The following is a 22,353-nucleotide window of genomic DNA, read 5'->3' on the forward strand; positions in this document are numbered from 1 at the left end:
TCCAGTTCCATATGCCCGTACGCAGCCGCGAACTCGACAAGATCGACCGCAAGATCCTCCGCATCCTCCAGGAGGAGGGCCGGATTTCCTTCACCGAGCTGGGCGAGCGCGTCGGCCTGTCCACCTCCCCGTGCACCGAGCGCGTGCGCAGGCTCGAGCGCGAGGGCGTGATCACCGGCTACCACGCCCGCCTGGACCCCCACCAGGTGGGCGCCGGGCTGCTGGTGTTCGTGGAGATCAGCCTGGCGTACAAGTCGGGCGACATCTTCGAGGACTTCCGCGCTGCCGCGCTCAAGCTGCCCAACGTGCTGGAGTGCCACCTGGTGTCCGGCGACTTCGACTACCTGATCAAGCTGCGGATCTCGGAGATGGCCTCCTACCGCAAGCTGCTGGGCACCACCCTGCTGGCGCTGCCGCACGTGCGCGAGTCCAAGAGCTACATCGTGATGGAGGAGGCCAAGGAGACCCTGAGCCTGCCGATCCCGGAGCGCGGCGGGCGCGAGCCGCGGCTTCAGAAGCCGTAGCGCAGGAACCCCCCGTCGACGGCGATGCACTCGCCGGTGATGTAGGCGGCGGCCGGCAGGCACAGGAAGGCCACCGCGGCGGCGACTTCCTCCGGTTCGCCGATGCGCCCCAGCGGGGTGCGATCGAGCACCTCGTCCAGGTAGTCGGGATCGGCCAGGGCGCCGGAGGTGCGGCGGGTACGGATGTACCAGGGCGCGACCGCGTTGACCCGGATGCCGTCGCCGGCCCACTCGGCGGCCAGGTTGCGGGTCATCTGGTGCATCGCCGCCTTGCTCATGCCGTAGGGCGCGCCGGTGCGCACGTGGGTGATGCCCGAGACGCTGCCGACGTTGACGATGCTCGCCGCGCCATGCCGGGCCAGGAGCGGGTGCAGCTGGCGGCACAGCTCGAATGCGGCGAACACGTTGAGCTCGAAGATCCCCCGGTACTCGTCCTCGGCGTAGTCGGTGGCCGCGCGCGGCAGGTTGCCGCCGGCGTTGTTGACCAGGATGTGCGGCCCCTCGCCGAGGTCCTCGATGCGGTCCAGCAGCGCGCCGCGCGCGGTGCCGTCGGCCAGGTCGGCGACGTGGGTGTGCAGTCCGCGGTCCGGGAACAGGTCGGCGATCTCTTCGCGGACCTCGTCGAGAGCGTCGGCGTCGCGGCCGACCAGCAGCAGGTCGGCGCCGAAGCCGGCGAGTTCGCGGGCGATTGCCCGCCCGATCCCGGCGCTGCCGCCGGTCACCACCGCCAGCTGTCCGTCCAGCCGCCAGCGCCTGGGGTCCATCATGTTCCTCGCAACGGTCTACGCGGCCTTGCCGCGCGGGCCCCTAGGATAGCCGCGTCCCCGCATCCCGCCGATGGAGCTTGCCATGCGCAGGACCCTGACCGCCGCGGCCCTGCTGGCCGCCCTCGTCCTCGCCGCCTGCGGGCGCCCCGACCCGCCCGAACCCGAGCACCGCCCCGAACCGCAGGCCGCAGGGGATTCGCCGTAGGGCGCGACAGCCGCCCTCCGGGCGGCGTATCGCGTCGCGCCGGATGTCCGGCTATTGGTAGCTACAGGCCCGGGGCGCAGAGGCAGTGCGCGAGCGCCTTGACCGGAGTACCCGGCCGCACCTGCAGGGCGTCCTGGAACAGCTCCAGGTCGCGTTCGATTCCCGGCACCGCGCTGGCGGCCAGGCCACGCACCAGGTCGGAGTCGCGCAGCAGCAGCGCGCCGAGGCGGCTGGAGGCGAAGCCCTGCATGAACTGCTCGAACGGGGTGCCGGTCTTCTCGAGGTAGCGCACCTGGTAGCCGTCCTCCTCCAGCCCGGCCAGCGAGGCGGCGTGCGCCTGGGCATCGCGCAGGTAGCCCATCTCGTCGACCAGCCCGCGGTCCATCGCCTGCGCACCGCTCCACACGCGGCCGCGGGCGACCTCGTCGACCTGCTCCACGCTGCGCCCCCGCGCCTGCGCGACGTTCCCGGTAAAGTCGCGGTAGCCCTTCTCGATCACCGACTGGATCACCATGCCGACCTGCGGGTCGAGCGGGCGGGTGATGTCGAAGGCACCGGCGATCGGCGTGGTGCCCACGCCGTCGGTGTGCACGCCGATGCGGTCCAGCGCGCGCGGCATCGACGGGAACATGCCGAAGATCCCGATCGAACCGGTAATCGTCGACGGATCGGCGTAGATGCGGTCGGCATCCATGCTGATCCAGTAGCCGCCGGAAGCGGCCACGTCGCCCATGGACACCACCACCGGCTTGCCGGCCTCGCGCAGCGCCACCACCTCGCGGCGGATCTGCTCGGAGGCGAACACCTCGCCACCCGGCGAGCTCACCCGCAGCACCACCGCGCTCACCTGGTCGTCGTCGCGCGCCTCGCGCAGCAGCGCCGAGGTGGACTCCCCGCCCACCCGACCGGGGGGCTGCTTGCCACCACTGATCGGGCCCGCCGCGACCACCACCGCTACCGACGGGCGCGCGTCCACCACGCCGCCGAGGGCACCTTCCAGGTGGGCCAGGTAGTCCTTGAGCGATACCTGCCGGTAACCGTTGTCGGCGTCCTCGTCGGCCACGCCGCGCCCGGCCATCAGTTCGCCGAACTCCTCGCGGGTCATGGTGCCGTCGGCCAGGCCGCGTTCCACCGCATAGCGGGCCAGGTCCCCGCCGGCGGCGGCGAGGTCCTCCGGCAGCCGGGCGATGTCGGCCGACAGGCGTGCCGGCTCGATGCCGCGCCCGGCCCCGACGTCGCCCAGGTAGCGCTGCCACAGGTCGTTCATCCAGTACAGGTCGGCTTCCTTGGACTCCGGGGAAGCGGCGTCGAGCACGAACGGCTCGGCGGCGGACTTGTACTCGCCCACCTTGAACAGGTGGACGTCGACGCCGAGCTTCTCCTCCAGCGCCTCGCGGAAGTACGGGCGGTAGCTGGCGAGGCCTTCCAGCACCACGCCGCCGCCGATCGGGTCGATGTACAGCTCGTCCGCGTGCGAGGCCGCCAGGTACGCGCCCTGGCCCATGCCCTCGCTGAAGGCCACCACTTCCTTGCCGGCCGCGCGCACGCGGTCCACCGCGGCGGCGACCTCGCGCCAGGACGCCATGCCCCCGCCCGAAAGCCCGTCCAGCTCCAGCACCACGCGCTCGATGCGCTCGTCCCCGGCGGCGTGGTCCAGCGCCGCCAGCAGGTCGCGCAGCTGCACCTCGCCTCCGCCCTGGCCCATCCCCTCGGTCAGGCTGCGGGTGAACGGGTCGGTGCTGTACTGCTCGACCAGCGTTCCCTCCGGCGCGACCACCAGGGCGGTCTGGCCGTGCAGCGGCACGATGCCCTCGCCGGAGGACAGGATCGCGACGAACAGGAACAGCAGGAAGAAGAACAGCAGGTTGAGGATCAACCGCCGGGTGAAGTTCATCGCATCCCAGATGCCGATGAAGAAGCGGGCGATCGGGCCGCGACGCGCAGGCTGGCTCATTCTTTGACTCCGTGGCAACGCGTGCAGACTACCGGGTTGCCCGGGGGCCGGCATCCGCCGTTGGTCACCCGCTGGCGGGACTCACGCCGCCGGGCAGCTCGACGCTGCCGGGCCGGAGCAGCAGGGGATCGAGCCGCCGTGGCCGGGTGGAGCGACGGTAGCGCAGTCCCAGCAGCACCGCGGCCACCGACAGGCCGGCGATCAGCCCCATCCACATGCCGCGCGGGCCCATCGGCTCGACGAACCCCCCGAGCCCGAGCCCCAGCATGCTCCCCAGGACCATCCCGACGCCCCAGTACGACACCGCCGCCAGCAGCATCGGCACCCGCGTGTCGCCCAGCCCCCTCAGCGCGCCGGCACTGATCACCTGGACCCCGTCGGGGAACTGGAACGCCGCCGCGTACAGCATCAGGCCGGCCGCCGTCGCCGCGACCGCGGCATCGGCGGTGTAGAAGCCCACCACCCACTGGTTGCCCAGCAACAGCACCAGCGCCGAAGCCGCCTGCGTCCCCAGCACGATCAGCAGGCCAGCGCGCGCGGCCCGGCGCACGCCGTCGCCATCGCCCCGGCCGAGCGCATGCCCCACCCGGACGGTGGTCGCCTCCGCCAGCCCCATCGGCACCATGAAGCACAGGCTGGCAACGTTGATCGCGATCTGGTGCGCCGCCGCCGGCACCTCTCCCAGCCGCCCGATCAGCAGGGCGGTGACGACGAACAGCCCGCCCTCCATCGCCACCGTCACCCCGATCGGCAGCCCCACCGCGAGCAGCCGCCGGATCGGCGCCCAACGCGGCGGTTCGAACCGCCCGAACAGCCGCAGGCCGGCGAAGCGCCGGCCCCGCCACAGGTACAGCGCGAACGCGATCGCCTGGCACCACAGCATCACCGCCGAGGCATAGCCGGGCCCACCCGGCCCCAGCTCCGGAAAGCCCAGCGCGCCCCAGGTCAGCACGTAGCCCAGCGGAACCAGCACCAGCAGCCCCCCGAAACCCAGCACCATGCCGGGAACCGTGAAGTGCAGGCCGTCGCTGAGGTAGCGCATGCACACATAGAGGGTCAGCGCCGGGACGCCCCAGCGGATCCCGTGCAGGAACGCAGTCGCGCCGGGGACGATCGAGGGCGCGATCCCCATCGGCTCCAACGCGTGCACCACCGCGGTGAGGAAGCAGAACAGCAGCAGTCCCAGGCCCGCGGCCAGCCACATGGCCTGGCGGAACAGCGGCCCGACCTCCTCCCGCCGTCCGTGGCCGTCCAGCTGCGACACCGCCGGCGGCACCGAGAGCAGCGTGCCCAGGGGCACCATCATCGGGAGCCAGAACAGCGCCGTCCCGACCGCCACCGCCGCCAGCGTGTCGGTGCCGTGGCGCCCGGCGATCACGCTGTCGACGAAGCCGATCAGCCCGGTCGACAGGTGCCCGGCCACCAGCGGCGCGGCCAGCAGTGCGGTGCGGGCGACGTCGTGGCGGAAGCGCGGCGCCGCGGCGCCCCGGGCCTCAGCGCCCGAGGCGTCCACGCAGCCACTGGCCCCGGTTGGAGGCCGCGGTGGAGACGAGTTCGCGCCGCAGCTGGTCGCGGTCCTGGGGGGCGGTGCGCTGCACCAGCACCGCCAGGTCCCGGCGCTGGACGGCGTCCATTCCGCGCAGCGCCCGCAGCAGCGCGTCGTGCTGGTCCGCGGGCACCTGGGCCAGCAGGGGCTGCAGCGCCGGGTAATCGGCGCCGAGTTCCGGACCCAGCAGCCAGCCCCTGCGCTCGCTGACGTCGAGCGCCTCGAACTGCTCGCGCAACGCCCGCCGCTCGTCATCCGGGAGCCCGGCGTACGCGGTGGCGGCCGCGCGCACCCGTGCACGGTCGTAGTTGGTCAGGTCCTGCCACGCCCGGTAGCGCACCCGGAATGCCGCCTGCTCGCCGGGAGCCAGGCCGTCCCACTCGGTCATCCGCTCGACGAACGCGCGGCGGCGTGCCTCGTCCCATCGCTCCCAGGTGGCCGCGCGTTCCTGGAGCTGCTGGCGGCGCGAGGGATCGAGCTTGTCCCACACCCCGGCCAGTCCTTCCAGCCCAGGCGGCACGGCAAGCGCCACGCCCGCGGCCAGCAGCATCGGCACCACGGCCCAGCATGCGCGGCGCTCAGTGCGGCTCATGGTCGGTCTCCACCGTCTCGGTGCCGGTTGGCGCGGCGGCATCCCCTGCGGCCGCCGGTCCTCCTGGCGCCAACCGCGGCGTATCGGCACGCGCGAGTCCCGGCTCGGCACCGGGGGCCGGGGCACTCACGCCCTGCGCGGCGAGCCAGGAATGGAAACCCAGCTCCCGCGCATCGTCCATGCCACCGGGATCGGCGAGCAGTTCGAAGTCACGGTGGGTCAGCACCTCCACCTGGCGGTCGTAGCGCGAGGCCGGCTCCTCCCCCCGCTCGAGCGAGCGGCTCCAGACCTCGCCTTCTTCCGGACCCGCCAGCCGCGCCCGCAGTGCGTCGCCAAAGAAAGTCGCCACGAACGCCAGTACGCACACCGCCAGCAGGACCCACAGCGCGGGCACCAGCCAGCGCGGCCGGGCGGGGGGCGACCCTGGATCCGGGCCGGTCGCCGCGGCATCCGTGGCGGCGCCGGCCAGCGCGGCGGCGCGCATGCCTGCAAGGGCGCGCTGCCGGTCCGGCGGCAGGCTCTTGATGCGGCGGTGCACCTGGTCGCGCAGCTGGCGCCACTGGGTTGCCAGGGCGTCCTGGTCGTCGTTCCCCGCCAACTGGGCCAGGGCGCGGCGCACGGCGACGCCGTACCCCTGGGTGGTCACGCCCAGGACCTTCGCCGCCCCCTGCTCGTCGAGCCCGCCGGCCAGGCTCAGCAGCAGGGCCGCGCGCGGACCGGCACCCAGTGACGCGAGCCGGTCGGTCGACGAAAGCTCCGCGCGCACCGGGACGTGTCCGAGCAGCTCCGGGCGGGCCAGCAGCAGGCTCCAGAACCGGACCGGCCAGGCCGACATCACGTGGGCGGCCCCCGGGTCCTCCTCCGCCGCACTGGCCCGGAACCCGGCCATCGCGGCCGCCAGCGCCCGGTCGCCGGTGGCGGCATCGCCGCACTGCAGCTCGGCAAACACCGCGGCGCGGCGCTCGATCCCGCGCAGGAACGCAGCCAGCGCGGGGGAAGCCGTCGGGGAAACCTCAGGACGCATCGGGGGCCCTCATCATCGCCAGATCATACCGGCCGGGGGGTTGCCGACGGGCAACCCCAAGCGCGGTCAGGCTTGCAGGCAGCGCGTGAAGGGCGCCTGCGGCGACAAGGGGTTTTGCACAGAGGGCGCAAGTCCAGTCTGAACGGGTGTTCAGCAAGCTCAAAGCGTTCGTTACGCCTATGTTTCACGGCCAAGCCCTTGAAATAACAGGAAATAGGAGCCTTGGCGTTTTTTTCACCAACCCAACCGGAGTGCTTGTGGCATCGGCGTTACGCGGGTTTGCCGACGGCCAATGCACAGAGTTGTCCACAGGCGGTGTGGATAAGCAGAGTTCCTCTTTGGCGACGGGCACTTGCAGCCGATTGCGAAGATTTCCGACAGGAGTGTGCGGCAATTGCCGGTTGACCCCCGGCGTCACCCACCGCCGCTGTCGCTAGACTTGCCGCATGGCTTCCGACGCGCCCTCCACGGACGCCGGGGGGGTGCTGCGCGTCGCCCTGCCGGTCCCGCTGCACCGCCTGTTCGACTACCTGCCGCCCCCCGGCCCGGTGCCGGATGTCGGCTGCCGGGTGCGGGTGCCGTTCGGCCGCCGCGAACTGGTCGGCGTCGTCGTGGAACAGGGCGCGCCGGAACCCGGCGGGCCCGGTGAGCTGAAGCAGGCGATGGCCGCACTGGACCCCGCCCCGCTGGTGTCGGGGGAGCTGCTGGCCTCCCTGCGCTGGCTGGCGCGTTATGTACATGCGCCCCTGGGCGAAGTGCTGGCGACCGCCCTCCCGGGCACCCTGCGCCACGGCGAGCCGTTGCCGGACGTGCGCCCACGCGGGTGGCAGCTGACCCCGGCGGGCCTGGAAGGGCTGGCGTCCATGCGCGAGGGTCGCCCGAAAGCGTTGGCCGGCGCGCTCGCCAGCGGCCCGCTCGACGAGGACGGCCTCGCCGCCCGGCTGGACGGCTGGCGTCCGGCGGCACGTACGCTCGAGCAGCGGGGGTTGGCCGTGCAGGTCATCCTCGACGCGCCCGCCGCCGCGACCACGGGGGCGCCCGGGCCGGCCCCCAACGCCGAGCAGCAGGCCGCGATCGACGCGATCACCGGCGCGGCGGGCTTCGCCCCCTTCCTGCTCGACGGCGTGACCGGCAGCGGCAAGACCGAGGTCTACCTGCACGCGATCGAGGCGTGCCTGGCGCGTGGGCGCCAGGCGCTGGTGCTGGTGCCGGAAATCGGGCTGACCCCGCAGCTGCTCGCGCGCTTCCGTGCCCGCCTGGGCATCCCGGTCCACGTGTTCCATTCGGGCCTGTCGGACGGTGACCGCGCGCGCACCTGGGCCGCCTGCCACGACCGGCAGGCACGCGTCGTGGTGGGCACGCGCTCGGCGGTATTCCTGCCCCTGCCCGAACCGGGCCTGGTCGTCGTCGACGAGGAACACGACGGCAGCTTCAAGCAGCTCGACGGCATCCGCTACCACGCCCGGGACTTCGCCCTCTACCGGGGCAAGTCGATGGGCGTCCCGGTGGTCCTGGGCAGTGCCACCCCCTCGCTGGAGTCGCTCAACAACGCGCAGGCGGGGCGGTACCGGCACCTGCGGCTGCACCGCCGCGCCGGCGAGGCGCGGCCGCCGTCGGTTCGCGTGGTGGACGTGCGCAAGCGGCCACTCCAGGCCGGCCTTTCGCCCGAGCTGCTGGGCGAGGTCGAGCGCGAACTAGACGCCGGTGGCCAGGTGCTGGTGTTCCGCAACCGCCGCGGTTACGCGCCCGTGCTGCTGTGCCACGACTGCGGCTGGAGCGCCGCCTGCGTCCGCTGCAGCACCGAGGAGCGCGGTACGCCGATGACGGTGCATGCGGCCGGGCGCAGGCTGCAGTGCCACCACTGCGGCGCACGGCGCCCGGCGCCCAGTGCCTGCCCCGACTGCGGCGGCCTCGGGCTGCAGCCACAGGGGGCCGGCACCGAGCGGATCGAGGAGGTCCTGCAGGAGCGCTTCCCCGGCCGCCGGGTGGTCCGCATCGACCGCGGCAGCACGCGCCAGCGCGACGGGCTGGCGCAGCGCCTGGCGGAGTTCGGCGACGGACCCGGGATCCTGGTCGGCACCCAGATGCTGGCGAAGGGACACGACCTGCCCAACCTCACGCTGGTCGCCGTGGTCGGCATCGACGAGGGACTGTTCAGCGCCGACTTCCGTGCGCCGGAGAAGCTTGCGCAGCTGCTGATCCAGGTCGCCGGCCGCTCGGGGCGCGCGGCCAGGCCGGGGCGGGTGCTGCTGCAGACCCACCATCCCGACCATCCGCTGCTGGCCACGCTGCTGCAGGGGGGCTACCACGCCTTCGCGGCACAGGAGCTGGGGCTGCGCGAGGCCGCCGGGTTCCCGCCCTTCGCGTACCTCGCGCTGCTCCGGGCCGAGGCCCGGCAGCTGGCCGACTGCGACGGCTTCCTGCGCGCCGCGCGGGCGGTACTGGAGGAGGAGGCGGGGGAAGAACCCGCGGTCGACCTGCACGGCCCGTTGCCGGCGCCCATGCCACGTCGCGCCGGATACCAGCGCACGCAGTTGCTGCTGTCCTCGCCCGCCAGGCCCGGGTTGCACGCCCTGCTCGGGGCGGCGCTGCCGCGGATCCGCGCCTTGCCCGAGGCCCGCCGGGTGCGCTGGTCGCTCGACGTGGACCCGGTCGACCTGTACTGAACGGCGCCATCGGCAATTGCCCACGGCACAAAGACGGACGGCCCCGTTTCCGGGGCCGCCCACTTGTGAGACCGGTCTGCGCCGCGATCAGGCCGCGAACAGCGCGCGCATCTTCTTCAGGGCATTCGCCTCGATCTGGCGGATCCGCTCGGCGGACACGCCGTACTCGTCGGCCAGCTCCTGCAGGGTGACCTTGCCCTCGCTGCCCAGCCAGCGGCGGGCGACGATGTCGCGGGAACGCTCGTCCAGCTGGGACATGCCTTCGCGCAGCAGCGACAGCTGGTTGTCCTCGTCGTCCTCGCGCGCGTACAGCTGCGAGGGGTCTTCCTCGTCGGCGCGGAGATAGGCCGCCGGCGACGGCGGCGCACGCTCCTCGTCCTCGCCGGCCGGTGCGTCGAAGCCGATGTCGCGGCCGGAGAGGCGCGACTCCATCTCCAGCACCTCGCGCTCGGACACGTTGAGGTCGGCGGCCACCGCGCTGACTTCCTCGGCGTTGAGCCAGCCGAGGCGCTTCTTGCTCTTGCGCAGGTTGAAGAACAGCTTGCGCTGCGCCTTGGTGGTCGCGACCTTCACGATGCGCCAGTTCTTGAGGATGAACTCGTGCATCTCGGCGCGGATCCAGTGCACCGCGAAGCTGACCAGGCGCACGCCCTGGTCGGGGTCGAAGCGCTTGACCGCCTTCATCAGGCCGATGTTGCCTTCCTGGATCAGGTCGCCCAGTGGCAGGCCGTAGCCGTTGTAGCCGCGCGCCACGTGGACGACGAAGCGCAGGTGCGAGTGCACCAGTTCGCGGGCCGCGTCGAGGTCCCCCTGGTCGCGGAACCGGCGGGCCAGGCTCTGCTCCTCCTCCACGGTGAGGACCGGGATGCGGTGCACCGCGCCGATGTAGGCGTCCAGCGAGCCGAGCGCGCTGGGGACCGGAAGATTGTTGGCGACAAGCGCCGTGGAAACCGGGGTATCCGTCATGGCGATGATTTTACCAGTTCCAATAGCTTGGGGCTAATGCATCAGATGGCGCTCGATGTTCCATTCATGGAACACCACTCCGCCCTTCCGGCGGAAGCGAGCTGGCTGCTTAGACTGCCCCGGTGAACGTAAGTTCCCGATAAAAAAGATAGGCAATTCCGGTTCACGGCACCACCATGCCGTCGCCGCGCCACGCCGCCTCGGCGCTCGCGGGGAGAGCCCAGTCGACGGGTGCCTTGCCGCGGGACGCGAGATACCGGTTGGCCTTGGAGAAGTGCCCGCACCCGAGGAAGCCGCGGTGCGCCGACAGCGGCGAGGGGTGCGGCGCGCGCAGCACGCAATGGCGGGTGCGATCGATCACCGCGCCCTTCTTCTGCGCGTAGCTGCCCCACAGCAGGAACACCAGGTCCTCGCGCTCGCGCGCCAGCACGTCCACCACATGGTCGGTGAAGCCTTCCCAGCCGAGGCCCTGGTGGGCCCCGGGCCGGCCCGCCTCGACCGTGAGCACCGCGTTGAGCAGCAGCACGCCCTGCCGCGCCCACGGCAGCAGGCACCCGTGGGGCACCGGCGGAATTCCGAGGTCGGCCTGCAGCTCCTTGTAGATGTTCACCAGCGAGGGCGGGACCGGCACCCCGGGACGCACGGAGAAGCAGAGCCCATGCGCCTGGCCCGGGCCGTGGTACGGATCCTGGCCCAGCACCACCACCCGCACCCGGTCGAAGGGCGTGGCCGCGAAGGCGGCGAAGATGTCGCCGCCAGGTGGATACACCTCGACCCTGGCGCGCTTGCGCTCGCGCAGGTGCGCGGAGAGCGCGCGCATCTCGGGCCGCTCCAGCCAGCCACCCACGCGCTCCTTCCACGAGGGTTCCAGCTGGATGCGGGCGGCGGGCGGGGCGGGGGCGGGCGAGGCGGCGGAGGACATCCGCCTATTACATCACCGTGGCCCCGTCACATCATTGCCAGTTCGGTGTTGGTCAGGCTGCGCTTGTAGTGGTCGCGCAGGCGGACCTTGCGCTCCAGGTCGGCGATGATGTGGGCGGAGAACGGCAGCCCGCTCAGGTCCTCGATCATGTTCAGCCCGCCCGGGGTGTCGACGTTGATCTCCATCATCTTGTCGCCGACGATATCCAGGCCGGCCAGGTACATCCCGTCGCGCATCAGCTTGGGCGCGACGATCCCCGCCAGGCGCAGCGCGTCCGCGTCGGGGGTGACCAGCTCGTACTTGCCGCCGGCGCTGATGTTGCTTCGCGCATCGCCGCTCTCGTTGTAGCGCCGGATGCAGGCGCAGGTGCCGTCAACCATGAGCGGCCGGCCGTTGAGGGTCAGCAGGCGCAGGTCGCCGTCGGCCGCGCGCGGCAGGTACTCCTGCACGATCGCGTAGCCGTCGCGGATCACCGCATCGATCATCTGGTTGAGGTTGCTGGCGCTCTCCGGATTGACCACGAACACGCCCTGCCCGCCGGAGCCCTGCAGCGGCTTGATCACGCCGTGCCCGCCCTGTGCGTTGATGAAGGACTTGATCTCGTCGCGGTCCATCGTGATGCAGGTGGCCGGGCGCACCTCCTCCGGGAAGTGCTGGAAGTAGGTCTTGTTGGAGGCATGCGCCAGGTGCGTGGGGTCGTTGAGCACGATCACCCCGCGCAGGGCCGCCAGGTGGGCGAACAGCAGCCCGCTGGTGGGTGCCCAGGGCCGCTCCTCGACCTCGTCGGCCGGGTCGGAGCGCAGCATCAGCACGTCCAGTTCCTCGATCGAGATGCGCTCGGTCGAGGCCTGCTCGCCCTGCAGCTCGGCCAGCAGCTCGGCATCGCTCTCGTAGTGGCTTGCCGCAGGCACGTGGGCGTGCGCCCGCACGGTGTCGTTGGCGTCGTAGATGAAGCCGCCCAGCCCCACCAGCGCCACCCGGTGGCCGCGGTTCACCGCGGTACGGGCGAGGCGGATGGTCGTGTAGTTCTCCTGTTCGGTCGACATGTCGTTGATGACGAAGCCGAGCTGGATCGCCCTGGTGGGCTCGGGAATGGCGGTCATGCCACGGGCACCTCGTGATGTAGGTCGACGACGCGGGTCGAGCGGCAGCGTTCGAGCCGCTCGGCGAAGCCGGGTTGGTGGAAGAAGCGTGGCAGCACCTCGGGCGGTACCAGCCAGCCGTGTTCGGCCAGTTCGTCCAGCGCATCGATGTGCGAGAGGGCGAACTTGCCGACGTAGAGGTCCTCCAGCGCGCCGCCGCCGGCAAGGTGCGCGAGCAGGTCACGCAGACCGCCGAGGTAGACGGCATCCTTGGTCAGCCCGCCCCCGCGCAGCGCCCGCACCGCCACGTCGAAGGCGTCGTCGGTGGGCATCCCGTGGGTGTTGTGGAGCAGGTCGAAGATTTCCGGTACGCCGCAGCCCTGCATGGCCATGTCGGTGGCGACGACCCGCGCGGCGAGCACCCGCAGGCGCTCGCCCGGGAGATAGCCGGTCAGGTACTCGGCCAGCACGCCGAGGCCTTCCTGCAGCGGGTCGTAATCGGCCAGGCCCACCTGCAGCTGGCACAGCGGCTGCCGGCTGCCGTTGTGCCGGGTCACCACGTGGGTGCCGATCTCGTGCTGGACCAGCGGCTGGATGCGCGCGTGCGGCAGCCGCAGGTCGCCGTCCACGTAGAACGTCCCATGCGAGACCATCATCATCGAGTTGAGGTCGGTGTCGACCACCACCTCGGCATGGAAGCCGGGGCAGGACTCGCGGTACCAGTCGAGCTCGGCCTCCACCGCCTCCAGCATTTCGTCGATGCCAGCATCGGCCTTGAGCGGCGCACCGGGGCGCACGTCGCGCATGATCTCCCGGGCGCACTCCAGCAGCCCGGCATCGACGCCGCCGAACAGCGCCACGCTCGCGTCACGGAAGCCTTCGCGGCCGCGCAACCGCACCAGCTCGACCTGACGGTCCATCTCACGCCGCTTCTCGTCGAGCAGGCGGCGCAGCAACGGCGACTCGACCGAGCCGATCGGAAGGGCGTCCAGGCGCCTTCGCACATCGTCCAGGTCGGTTTCCAGGTCGATGTACTTCAGCTCCGGCATTTCGCGGTAGCCGCTGTCGGCGAAGGCGTTCCACATCGCCTCGTTGTCGATCGGCGACAGCGCCAGCAACCAGTCGACCTCCCCGTCCATCTCGGCCAGCGCCCGGTCGACGCCCGCGGCGAAGGGCGGCAACGGCTGCGGCGGCCGGGGGTTCAGCGGCACGCCAGGAACTCCGGCCGGACCGCGTCGACCGCGGCCTGCAGGCCGTCGCGCAGGTCCTCGACGGCCTCCAGGTCGACCTGGCCGGTCCACTCGTCCATGTAGATTTTCTTGTACTCCACGGTGATGGTGCAGGCGGCGGCGCCCCAGGTGGCGTACACCCATTCGGGGAAGTCGCCGCCGGTGGGATAACGCACGTTCGCGCGCACGTCCGGTTCGCGGCCGGCGACCCGGTGGCGGCGCAGCTGCCCGGCGAACGACTCCGCCACGCCGCCCCAGCGGTCCGGGTCCAGCGTGGTGATGCCCAGGTCGATGTCCGGGTTGCCTTCGGCGGCCGCGGGTTCGGCATGCGCGCCGTCGCGCCGATGGTTGTAGCTGTGCAGGTCGATCACCAGCACCGCGCCCCAGCGGTCGATCATGCGCTCCATCAGTTCGGTGAACATCGCCCGGAACCGGTCGTGGATCGCCAGCGAGCGCTCCAGTTCGTCCGGGGGTAGCGGGCCCTTCCAGAAGCGGATGCCCCAGGTGTCCTCCGGGTTGGTGGACAGGGCGAGGTCGCGCGGGCGGTTGAGGTCGACCTCGAAGCGGGAGGTGCGCACGCGGATGCGCACGTCGCCGACCTCGGTGAACAGGCCGGTCATCGGATCCTCGTCACGCCGCCGGCCGGCCTCGTCGATCGCAAGGTGCGGGAGCAGCGAAGGACGCATCCGGTGGCCGTCGTGCACCGCCGCGGCGATCACCGGGCCGTGGCCGGTGACGATGTCCCACTCCGGAACCCGGCGCGCGACCGCCAAGCGGGTACCGGTCGTGAACCAGTCCCCGTAACGCTTTGCATCATCCATGCCGGCATGTTTCCACCGGCGGCATCATCGACCCGTGAGCGTGCGGGGCGGCGTTCAGCTACCCGCGGGCAGGCGCGACAGGCGCAACTGGAACAGCACCTTGGTCACCAGCAGGCGCTCCTCGATCGGCTTGAGCACCAGGTCGTTGGCGCCGGCGCGCAGCAGCACGGCCTGGTTCTCCGGATTGGCATCCCCGGTCATCACCAGCACGGGCAACCGGCGCTTGCCGTAGCCGAAGCCGTTGCGGACCCGCTCCAGCAGGTCGTGGCCGTCGAGCTCGCCCTTGAGGTACACGTCGGTGAGCAGCAGGTCGGCGCCGAGGTCGCCGTCGCCGGCCGCGCGGCGCTGTTCGAGGTGCTCCAGCGCCTCCTCCACCCCGACGAAGTGCAGCACTTCCAGCTGCTGGCGCTCGAGCATGCGCTTGGTCGCCAGCGCGACCACCCGGCTGTCCTCCACGTACAGCACGCGAGCGCCGGGGATCGGCTCGGGCTGCACGTAGCCGCGGATGAAGGTCGCCAGCGCGGCGTGGCCCAGCGCCTTGTCGAAGTAGTCGGTGACGTCCTCGGTGAAGCGGCGCTCCTCCAGGTGCGACTGCGCGTCGCCGGACACGACGATCACCGGTACGTACGCCTGCCCCGCGGCCTCGCGCACCGCGCGCGCCAGTTCGATGCCATCGCCATCGGGCAGCGCCAGCGAGGTGGTGACCAGGTCGACCGCCCCGTCGGCCAGCGCCTGCCGCGCCTCGGCGATCGAGGCACAGCTGACCACGGAGGCGTTGCCGAGTTCCCGCTCGAGCACGTCGGCGATCAGCTTGCGCACCAGCCTCGAGCCGTCGACCACCATCACCCGGGGCGCGTCGCTGACGACGTGGCTGAGCTTGTCGACGGTCTGGTTCATGCGTTGGCCTGCGGGTGGGGTCGCCACCCCGGCCGTCAGGTGTCGGTGGGGCGGGTCTGGCGCAGGAAGTGGCCGGTGACCAGTCCGGCCCCGAGCCACCCCAGCAGCGCGGCGGCGACCAGGATGATCGCACCATGCTGCAGGCCGAACCCCTGCAATGCAAAGCTGCTTCCGTAACTGTGCGCCAGTTCCGCCAGCGGCGTGCGCAGGGCCATGTCCGCCGCGGTCAGCAGCGCGAGCGCCAGGGCCCCCGCCAGCACGCCATAGCAGGCGCCCAGGTAGAGGAAGGGCCGGCGGATGAAGCCATCGGTCGCTCCCAGCAGCTGGAGCACCCCGATCTCCTCGCGCCGCTGCTGGATGTCCAGCCGCACGGTGTTGCCCACGACCAGCAGCGCACCCAGGCCGAGCATCGCCGCCAGTACCCACGCGAGCCGGCTGCCGAACCGCAGCCAGCCGTCCAGGCGCTCGCGCCAGGCCGCGTCGTGCTGCACCAGGTCCGCCTCCGGCAGCTGCGCAAGCACGTCCGCCAGCGCGCGTTCGTCCCCGGTGGGCCGGACCACCAGCAGGCTTGGGAGCGGGTTGCTGCCCAGCGCATCGATCGCATCGCCGAGGCCGGTGGCCTCGCGCAGGTCGGCCAGGCCCTGCTCCGGCTCGCGCAGCTCCACCGAGGCGACGTCCGGGCGGGCCCGCAGCTCGTCGGCGAGCTCCCGGGCACGGGTGACTTCGACTTCGGTCCCGAGGAAGACACTGACCTCGCGCGCCTGTTGGACGTCGCCGGCGAAGCGCTCGATGTTGGCCAGGGAGGCGAGCAGGCCCAGCGGCAGCGCCAGCGCGATCGCCATGACCCCGACGGTCAGCAGCGTTGACCAGGGGCGGCGCAGCATGCGCCCGAGGCTCGCGACCAGGCTGTAGGCGTGGTGGTCGAACCAGGTGGAGACCGGCGAGCGGCCGCGGGCCGGGGCGGGCGCGTTCATTCGGCCAGGTCCTCGGGCTGGATGTCGTCGACCAGCCGGCCCTTGTCCAGGACCAGCACCCGCTTGCGCATGCGCTTGACCAGCGCCAGGTCGTGGCTGGCGACCAGCACGCTGGTGCCGCGCTCGGGCAGCGACTCGAACAGCGCCATGATCTCCGCCGCGAGGGTCGGATCGAGGTTGCCGGTGGGCTCGTCGGCCACCAGCAGCGCCGGCTCGGACACGATCGCCCGGGCGATGCCGACGCGCTGCTGCTCGCCCGCCGACAGCTGCGCCGGCAGCGCCGTGGCGCGGGTCCCCAGGCTGACCCGGTCCAGCACCGCCCGCACGCGCTTGGCGATCTCGCCGCGGCGCAGGCCCTGCAACAGCAGCGGCAGCCCCACGTTCTCGGCCACGGTGCGGTCGGCCAGCAGGCGGTGGTCCTGGAACACCACGCCGACCCGCCGCCGGTGCAGCGCGACCTGGCGGCCGCGGACCCGCAGCAGGTTGCGATCGTCGAACAGCACCGCGCCCCGGCTGGGGCGCTCGGCCAGGTGGATCAGCTTGAGCAGCGTGCTCTTGCCGGCACCGGAGTGGCCGGTGACGAACAGCATCTCGCCGGCATCGACCTGGAAGCCGACATCGGAGAGCGCCTGCTGCCCTCCGGGGTACTGCTTGCTGACGTTGTCGAAACGCAGGACAGGCATGCGGTGGACGCTGCGCGGTGGCCGGGACAGGCGAAGGCTAAGGCCGAACGCCGTCCACGGCCAGCGTTGTCAGTCCTTGCCGCCGCCCAGCAGCGAACGGATGCCGCGGCTGATGCGCCCGACCAGGCCGGGCTTCGCCTGTGCGGCCGAGCTGGGCGCGGCTGCCGGGGCGGAAGTCCGGGCCGGAGCCTCGGCCGGGGCCTTCGAGCCGGCACCCTGCCCGCGCGGGCCGCGCGGCTTCCCGGCTGCCTCGCCACGTGGACGGGACGGCCGGTCCCCGCCGTCCGCACGCGCCGGTTGCGCGCCGCGCTCACCGGCGGCGCTCGCTCCAGCGGCCTGGCCGGACGCCTCCCCGGTGCGTTCACCGGCAGGCTTGCGGCGACGCCGGCGACGCTTGCGCGGTGCCTCGCCCTCGGGCCGCGGGCCTGCATTGCTGGCCGGAGCCGCGGGTGCCGCGGTCGCGGACTGCTGCTCCTGGCCCGCGACTTCCGGAGCGGCCGCCGCTTCTTCACCGGCCGGGCGGCGGCGCGGACGGCGACGCTCGCCACCGCCCTCGCCGCGCCCACCACCGGCGCCACGGCCACCGCCGTCACGGCGGCCCTCGGTGCGGCGCCCGCCGCCACGACGGGCCTCGTCCGCGGCACGCTGCTCGCGCGCCTCGCGGAAGATCTCGCTGACGCTCTCGCCTTCCTCGCCGTCGGCGCGGGGGCGCTCCGGACGCGGCAGCGCCACCAGCAGGTCGGCCTCGACCGGGGCGGTCGGGATCTTCTGCTCGATGTAGGCCTCGATGTCGGGCAGCCCCATCGCGTAGCGCTCGCAGGCGAAGCTGATCGCATCGCCCTCCTCGCCCAGCCGCGCAGTGCGGCCGATGCGGTGGACGTAGTCCTCGGCGTCGAAGGGCAGGTCGTAGTTGTAGACGTACTTGACGCCGTCGATGTGCAGGCCGCGGGCGGCCACGTCGGTGGCGACCAGGATCTCCAGCTGGCCCTTCTGGAAGCGGTTGAGCAGGGTCTCGCGCTTCTTCTGCGGCACGTCGCCCGACAGCACGCCGACGCGGTAGCCGGCGCGCTCCAGCGCCCGCGCCACGCGCTCGACGAAGACCTTGGTGTTGACGAACACCATGGTCCGCGCGCCCTCGCTGCGCGACAGCAGGCCCAGCAGCAGCGGCAGCTTCTCCTCGTCGGCAGGGAAGTACATGGTCTGCCGGACCCGGGCGGCGGTGATGGTCTCGGACTCGACCACCATCTTCTCCGGCTCGTTCATGTGCTCGTAGGCCAGCTCCAGCACGCGGTGGCTGAGGGTGGCGCTGAACAGCAGGGTCTGGCGCTCGGTGCGGATCGGCATCCGGCGCAGCAGGAAGCGGATGTCCTTGATGAAGCCCAGGTCGAACATCCGGTCGGCTTCGTCGAGCACGCAGATCTCGCAGGCGTGCAGGCTGACCACCTTGTGCTGCTTGACGTAATCGATCAGCCGGCCCGGGGTGGCGATGATCACGTCGACGCCGGACTGCAGCAGCGAGCGCTGCTTGTCGTAGTCCACCCCGCCGTAGACCAGTGCGAAGCGCAGGCCGATCTCGTCGCCCAGCTTCACCGCGTCCTTGTGGATCTGGATCGCCAGTTCGCGGGTGGGGGCGAGGATCAGCGCCCGCGGGTCCTCGGGCTTGCGCTCGGCCAGCGCCGGGCGGGTCAGCAGCCGGTTGATGACCGCGACCAGGAAGGCCAGGGTCTTGCCGGTGCCGGTCTGGGCCTGGCCGGCCACGTCGCCGCCCTTGAGCGCGACCGGCAGCGTCATGGCCTGGATCGGGGTGCAGCGGGTGAAGCCGGCGGATTCCAGGCCGGCCTGCAGCGCCGGGTGGAGGTCGAAGGAGGAGAACGAGATGTCGGTAAGTGGTTTGTCGCTCATGCGTACGGCCGGAAGGCAAGGCGGCGCCCGGGGCGCGCTTGCGTGGGTGGCGTCGGCGAATGCAGACTGCCGGGGGTCGGCCAGATACGTCCCTGACCGCAGCGTGCGGCGGCCTTGACGCCGTCGCGAAACAGCCCAGTCTAACGTAGCGCCTGCCCGGCCGTCGCGCCACGCCTTGGGCGTACAGGGTGGATGCAGCAATTCCCGCAGGAGTGAGTTCCGTGAGCGATAAAGTCATGCAGGTCGGCGATGCCGATTTCGATACCGCCGTTCTGCAGTCGTCCGAGCCGGTGCTGGTCGACTTCTGGGCCGAATGGTGCGGCCCGTGCCGGATGATCGCCCCGGCCCTGGACCAGCTGGCCGAGGAATACGCCGGCAGGGTCAAGGTGGCCAAGGTCAACGTCGACCACAACCGCGCCACGGCGATGAAGTACCACGTGCGCTCGATCCCGATGCTGCTGCTGTTCAAAGACGGCCAGGTGCAGGCGACCCAGATCGGCGCGGTGGGCAAGGCCCAGCTCGCGCAGATGATCGACAAGGCCCTCTGACCGCCCCCGCGCCGTCGGCGGCACGGCCGCCATGGCGGTGAACCGCACCCCCCGGCCCCGCCGCTGGCGCTTGCGCCGCGGCATGGGCGGTGCTAGCTTCGCGAATACCGGCGCCTGTCGGCTGCCGCGGCCCCTGTACAGGGAGCCCGCGAGGTCCGATCGCCGCGCCCTCCGGATCACCTGATCAACCGTCCCCAGTAACGCCCTGCCGGCTGCCTGCCGCGGGCGGACTCCCCTTGGCGAGGAAACCCCGCTTGTCCGAGAACACCTCCGACGCCGATACCGGCGCGAGCGCAGAGAAGCGCGTGCGCAAGCGCGCATCGAAGACCACTGCCAGCAAGGCGGCCGCAGCGGCGAGCGGCGAAGCCGTCCAGGCTCCGGCGCCTGCCCCGGCTCCGGCTCCGGCCGCTGCGCCCGCACCAGCCCCGGCGCCAGCTCCGGCACCGGCCGCTGCCCCCTCGCCTGCACCCGCTCCGGCCCCGGCCCCCGCCCCCGCCCCGGCGGCGGAATCTCCTGCACCAGCGGGGGGCTCCGGCGCCAAGGCGCGCTCCGACGAGCGGAGTGGCGGGAACGGCGGCGGCAGTGACGCAAACGACGGCAACGGTGGCGAGGGCCGCGGCGACAGCTCCGGCGACGGCCAGCAGCGCCGCGACAACAACCCGCAGCGCCAGGACGCCGGCGGCCGCAACAACCGCCGCGATCGCAACCGCAACCGCCGTGACCGCAGCCGCGGGCGCGACCGCGACGGCCTGCCGGCCGACGACGGCAACGAGAATTTCGTCCCGCGCCCGAACCCGCAGGTGCCCGAGGGGTTCCCGACCTATTCGCTGACCGACCTGAAGCGGATGCCGGCGCACAAGCTGCTGGAGATCGCCGAACAGCTCAGCATCTCCGAGGGCGTCGCCCGCGCCCGCAAGCAGGACGTGATCTTCGCCGTGCTGAAGGTGCTCACGCGCCACGGCGAGGGCGTGGCCGCCGATGGCGTGCTGGAGATCCTGCCCGACGGCTTCGGCTTCCTGCGCGCCGCCGAGGCCAGCTACCTGGCCGGCCCGGACGACACCTACATCTCGCCCAGCCAGATCCGCCGCTTCAACCTGCGCACCGGCGACCACATCGCCGGCCGCATCCGCTGGCCGAAGGACGGCGAGCGCTACTTCGCGCTGGCGGTGGTCGACACCATCAACGGCGAGCCGGTCGAGGCCAGCAAGGGCAAGGTGCTGTTCGAGAACCTGACCGCGCTGTTCCCGCGCCGCAAGTTCAAGCTCGAGCGCGGCGACGGCTCGACCGAGGACATCACCGGCCGCATCCTCGACCTCATGGCCCCGCAGGGCAAGGGGCAGCGCGCCCTGATCGTCAGCCCGCCCAAGGCCGGCAAGACGATGATGATGCAGCAGGTCGCGACCGCCATCACCCACAACCATCCCGACGTGCACATGATCGTGCTGCTCATCGACGAGCGGCCCGAGGAAGTCACCGAGATGCAGCGCACCGTGCGCGGCGAGGTCATCAGCTCGACCTTCGACGAGCCGGCCGCCCGCCACGTGCAGGTCGCCGAGATGGTGATCGAGCGCGCCAAGCGCCTGGTCGAGCACAAGAAGGACGTGGTGATCCTGCTCGACTCCATCACCCGCCTGGCCCGCGCCTACAACAACGTGGTGCCCAGCTCCGGCAAGGTGCTGTCGGGCGGCGTGGACGCCAACGCCCTGCACCGTCCGAAGCGCTTCTTCGGTGCCGCCCGCAACGTCGAGGAAGGCGGCAGCCTGACCATCATCGCCACCGCGCTGGTCGACACCGGCAGCAAGATGGACGAGGTGATCTACGAGGAGTTCAAGGGCACCGGCAACTCCGAGGTCCACCTCAACCGCCGCATCGCCGAGAAGCGCGTCTACCCGGCGATCGACATCAACCGCTCCGGCACCCGCCGCGAGGACTACCTGATCGAGCCCGAGCTGCTGCAGAAGATCTGGATCCTGCGCAAGCTGCTGCACGGCATGGACGAGATCGGCGCGATGGAGTTCCTGCTCGACAAGATGAAGAACTCCAAGAGCAACGACGAGTTCTTCGCCTCGATGAAGCGCTGAGGCACCGCGGCGTCATTCCCGCGCACGCGGGAATCCACCGCATCGGAAACAGGAACGCCCCGCATCGCGGGGCGTTCTGCATTGACCGGGGCCATCGGCTTTCCGCCAGTCAGCCTTCCGCCAGCGGAGTCAACAGCTTCGGCCCGGTCCCGATTGCATGCGGGTGTCCGGCCACGAGTGCATCCGCACTGCCGCCACCGTCATCTCCACCGACCCATTCGGGCCTGGTATGGCGCTCGCCCGGGAAGTAGGGTTGCCACTGCCCATAGCGCGGCTGGGGTACTCCTCCCAGCGAGTAGGTCACCGGCAAACGGAAGGTCCAGTAGCCCCGGTCGGGAACATCGCCTGGCGCCGTCTCGGTGAAGCGCCACCGACGGGCGGCGCCCACCGCCGCAGCAGCCAGCTGCTTGCGGAAGTTCTCCGCGCGACGCCCGACGACGATGGTGCGCAGGTTCACCTGCTCCACTGCCACCTCTTCCACCTTGCCCGCCAGGTCGACCTTGAGCAGCAGGTACACGTCACCCTGCACGTTGGAGCGGAGCGCACCGGCAGGATAGGCCGGCGGCTTCATGCGCTGGCTGCGCGGCACCGCGGGGTCTCCGCCCTCACCGAAGCTGGCACCTTTCATCGAGATCTTCAGTGAGCCTCCATCGATTGGCGTTCCAAGCAGCCGCAGGGTCATCGTCGCCCGGGCATGGACTGGCTGACCGTCCTGCAGTACCGGTTCGAAGCGCCATTCCGGAACGGTGTCGCCGATGAACCCGACGATGTAGTCGGGCAGCTCCCCTGCACGGTCCAGGTCGAAACCGTCAACACTCCCGTCGGGTGCGATATCGATCCTGCCCGTCACGATCATGCTCGCCTCCGCTTGCGCGAGCAGTTCCGGATCCAGCTTCCTTGCCCCGGCCGCCGGGGCCAGCAGCAACAACACCGTGGCGCAGGCCACGAGCCATCCTTTCAGGTGCATCTC

20 protein-coding genes are annotated in these 22,353 nt (G+C 71.7%); 5 read left to right on the top strand and 15 right to left on the bottom strand.

The window, feature by feature from the left end; translation table 11 throughout:
• The first annotated feature begins 11 nt into the window (after positions 1-11).
• Entirely contained in the window at positions 12-524 is a 513-nt protein-coding gene (locus G545_RS0107245) for a winged helix-turn-helix transcriptional regulator (RefSeq protein ID WP_027069798.1), read from the top strand.
• Here the strand turns inward: G545_RS0107245 and G545_RS0107250 are convergent.
• Entirely contained in the window at positions 512-1,288 is a 777-nt protein-coding gene (locus tag G545_RS0107250; RefSeq protein ID WP_027069799.1) for an SDR family oxidoreductase, read from the bottom strand. The two genes, G545_RS0107245 and G545_RS0107250, sit on opposite strands and share 13 nt — an antisense overlap.
• A gap of 85 nt (positions 1,289-1,373) precedes the next feature.
• On the opposite strand from G545_RS0107250, the gene lptM reads away from it, so the two are divergent.
• A complete protein-coding gene (gene lptM / locus G545_RS16055) occupies positions 1,374-1,496 on the top strand; it encodes an LPS translocon maturation chaperone LptM (protein WP_269429834.1) in 123 nt (40 codons plus the stop codon).
• 61 nt (positions 1,497-1,557) lie between these two features.
• On the opposite strand, the gene sppA is transcribed toward lptM, so the two are convergent.
• From sppA to G545_RS0107275, 4 genes are all read right to left on the bottom strand, one after another.
• The gene (sppA, locus tag G545_RS0107260; protein ID WP_027069800.1) at positions 1,558-3,450 is read right to left on the bottom strand and encodes a signal peptide peptidase SppA; all 1,893 of its coding nucleotides are present in this window, start codon (positions 3,448-3,450) and stop codon (positions 1,558-1,560) included.
• Positions 3,451-3,514: 64 nt separating this feature from the next.
• Complete coding sequence (locus G545_RS13990) at positions 3,515-4,963, bottom strand: MATE family efflux transporter (protein ID WP_052347285.1); 1,449 nt, start codon at positions 4,961-4,963, stop codon at positions 3,515-3,517.
• Entirely contained in the window at positions 4,944-5,588 is a 645-nt protein-coding gene (locus G545_RS15955; protein ID WP_161625777.1) for a DUF3106 domain-containing protein, read from the bottom strand. Before G545_RS15955 ends, G545_RS13990 begins: the two co-directional genes overlap by 20 nt.
• Complete coding sequence (locus G545_RS0107275; RefSeq protein WP_027069801.1) at positions 5,575-6,612, bottom strand: hypothetical protein; 1,038 nt, start codon at positions 6,610-6,612, stop codon at positions 5,575-5,577. The genes G545_RS15955 and G545_RS0107275 overlap by 14 nt, the downstream gene beginning before the upstream one ends.
• 446 nt (positions 6,613-7,058) lie before the next feature.
• Between G545_RS0107275 and G545_RS0107280 the strand changes: the two genes are divergently transcribed.
• The gene (locus G545_RS0107280) at positions 7,059-9,278 is read left to right on the top strand and encodes a primosomal protein N' (protein ID WP_043711509.1); all 2,220 of its coding nucleotides are present in this window, start codon (positions 7,059-7,061) and stop codon (positions 9,276-9,278) included.
• Between the two features lie 87 nt (positions 9,279-9,365).
• Here the strand turns inward: G545_RS0107280 and rpoH are convergent, their stop codons facing one another.
• The 9 genes from rpoH to rhlB form a co-directional block, all read right to left on the bottom strand.
• Positions 9,366-10,244, bottom strand: coding sequence for an RNA polymerase sigma factor RpoH (rpoH, locus tag G545_RS0107285; protein WP_027069803.1), 879 nt, complete (start codon positions 10,242-10,244; stop codon positions 9,366-9,368).
• A 163-nt stretch (positions 10,245-10,407) separates the two neighbouring features.
• Positions 10,408-11,166: a uracil-DNA glycosylase gene (gene ung / locus G545_RS0107290; RefSeq protein ID WP_052106775.1), complete on the bottom strand. Its 759-nt coding sequence runs from the start codon at positions 11,164-11,166 to the stop codon at positions 10,408-10,410.
• Positions 11,167-11,192: 26 nt separating this feature from the next.
• Positions 11,193-12,269 (bottom strand): ATP-grasp domain-containing protein, encoded by a 1,077-nt coding sequence (locus G545_RS0107295; RefSeq protein ID WP_197050220.1) that lies wholly within the window; start codon positions 12,267-12,269, stop codon positions 11,193-11,195.
• Complete coding sequence (locus tag G545_RS14000) at positions 12,266-13,459, bottom strand: flavohemoglobin expression-modulating QEGLA motif protein (protein WP_052106776.1); 1,194 nt, start codon at positions 13,457-13,459, stop codon at positions 12,266-12,268. The genes G545_RS0107295 and G545_RS14000 overlap by 4 nt, the downstream gene beginning before the upstream one ends.
• Entirely contained in the window at positions 13,450-14,298 is an 849-nt protein-coding gene (locus tag G545_RS0107305; protein ID WP_052106777.1) for an N-formylglutamate amidohydrolase, read from the bottom strand. Before G545_RS0107305 ends, G545_RS14000 begins: the two co-directional genes overlap by 10 nt.
• A gap of 54 nt (positions 14,299-14,352) precedes the next feature.
• Positions 14,353-15,195 carry a response regulator gene (locus G545_RS0107310; RefSeq protein ID WP_027069807.1) on the bottom strand — a complete coding sequence of 281 codons (843 nt, stop codon included), beginning with the start codon at positions 15,193-15,195 and terminating at the stop codon, positions 14,353-14,355.
• Positions 15,196-15,230: 35 nt separating this feature from the next.
• Positions 15,231-16,169 carry a permease-like cell division protein FtsX gene (gene ftsX, locus G545_RS0107315; RefSeq protein WP_027069808.1) on the bottom strand — a complete coding sequence of 313 codons (939 nt, stop codon included), beginning with the start codon at positions 16,167-16,169 and terminating at the stop codon, positions 15,231-15,233.
• Complete coding sequence (gene ftsE, locus G545_RS0107320; protein ID WP_027069809.1) at positions 16,166-16,852, bottom strand: cell division ATP-binding protein FtsE; 687 nt, start codon at positions 16,850-16,852, stop codon at positions 16,166-16,168. Before ftsE ends, ftsX begins: the two co-directional genes overlap by 4 nt.
• Positions 16,853-16,921: 69 nt before the next feature.
• Positions 16,922-18,754 carry an ATP-dependent RNA helicase RhlB gene (rhlB, locus tag G545_RS0107325; RefSeq protein WP_027069810.1) on the bottom strand — a complete coding sequence of 611 codons (1,833 nt, stop codon included), beginning with the start codon at positions 18,752-18,754 and terminating at the stop codon, positions 16,922-16,924.
• A 221-nt stretch (positions 18,755-18,975) separates the two neighbouring features.
• On the opposite strand from rhlB, the gene trxA reads away from it, so the two are divergent.
• Both trxA and rho read left to right on the top strand, forming a co-directional pair.
• Positions 18,976-19,302 carry a thioredoxin TrxA gene (gene trxA, locus G545_RS0107330; RefSeq protein ID WP_027069811.1) on the top strand — a complete coding sequence of 109 codons (327 nt, stop codon included), beginning with the start codon at positions 18,976-18,978 and terminating at the stop codon, positions 19,300-19,302.
• Positions 19,303-19,556: 254 nt separating this feature from the next.
• Positions 19,557-21,383 carry a transcription termination factor Rho gene (rho, locus tag G545_RS0107335; RefSeq protein WP_027069812.1) on the top strand — a complete coding sequence of 609 codons (1,827 nt, stop codon included), beginning with the start codon at positions 19,557-19,559 and terminating at the stop codon, positions 21,381-21,383.
• Positions 21,384-21,492: 109 nt separating this feature from the next.
• Here rho and G545_RS0107340 read toward each other — a convergent pair whose 3' ends face one another.
• A complete protein-coding gene (locus tag G545_RS0107340) occupies positions 21,493-22,350 on the bottom strand; it encodes an energy transducer TonB (protein ID WP_036138667.1) in 858 nt (285 codons plus the stop codon).
• Between the last annotated feature and the right edge of the window lie 3 nt (positions 22,351-22,353).

This window comes from Lysobacter defluvii IMMIB APB-9 = DSM 18482, assembly GCF_000423325.1.
Classification (GTDB): domain Bacteria; phylum Pseudomonadota; class Gammaproteobacteria; order Xanthomonadales; family Xanthomonadaceae; genus Novilysobacter; species Novilysobacter defluvii.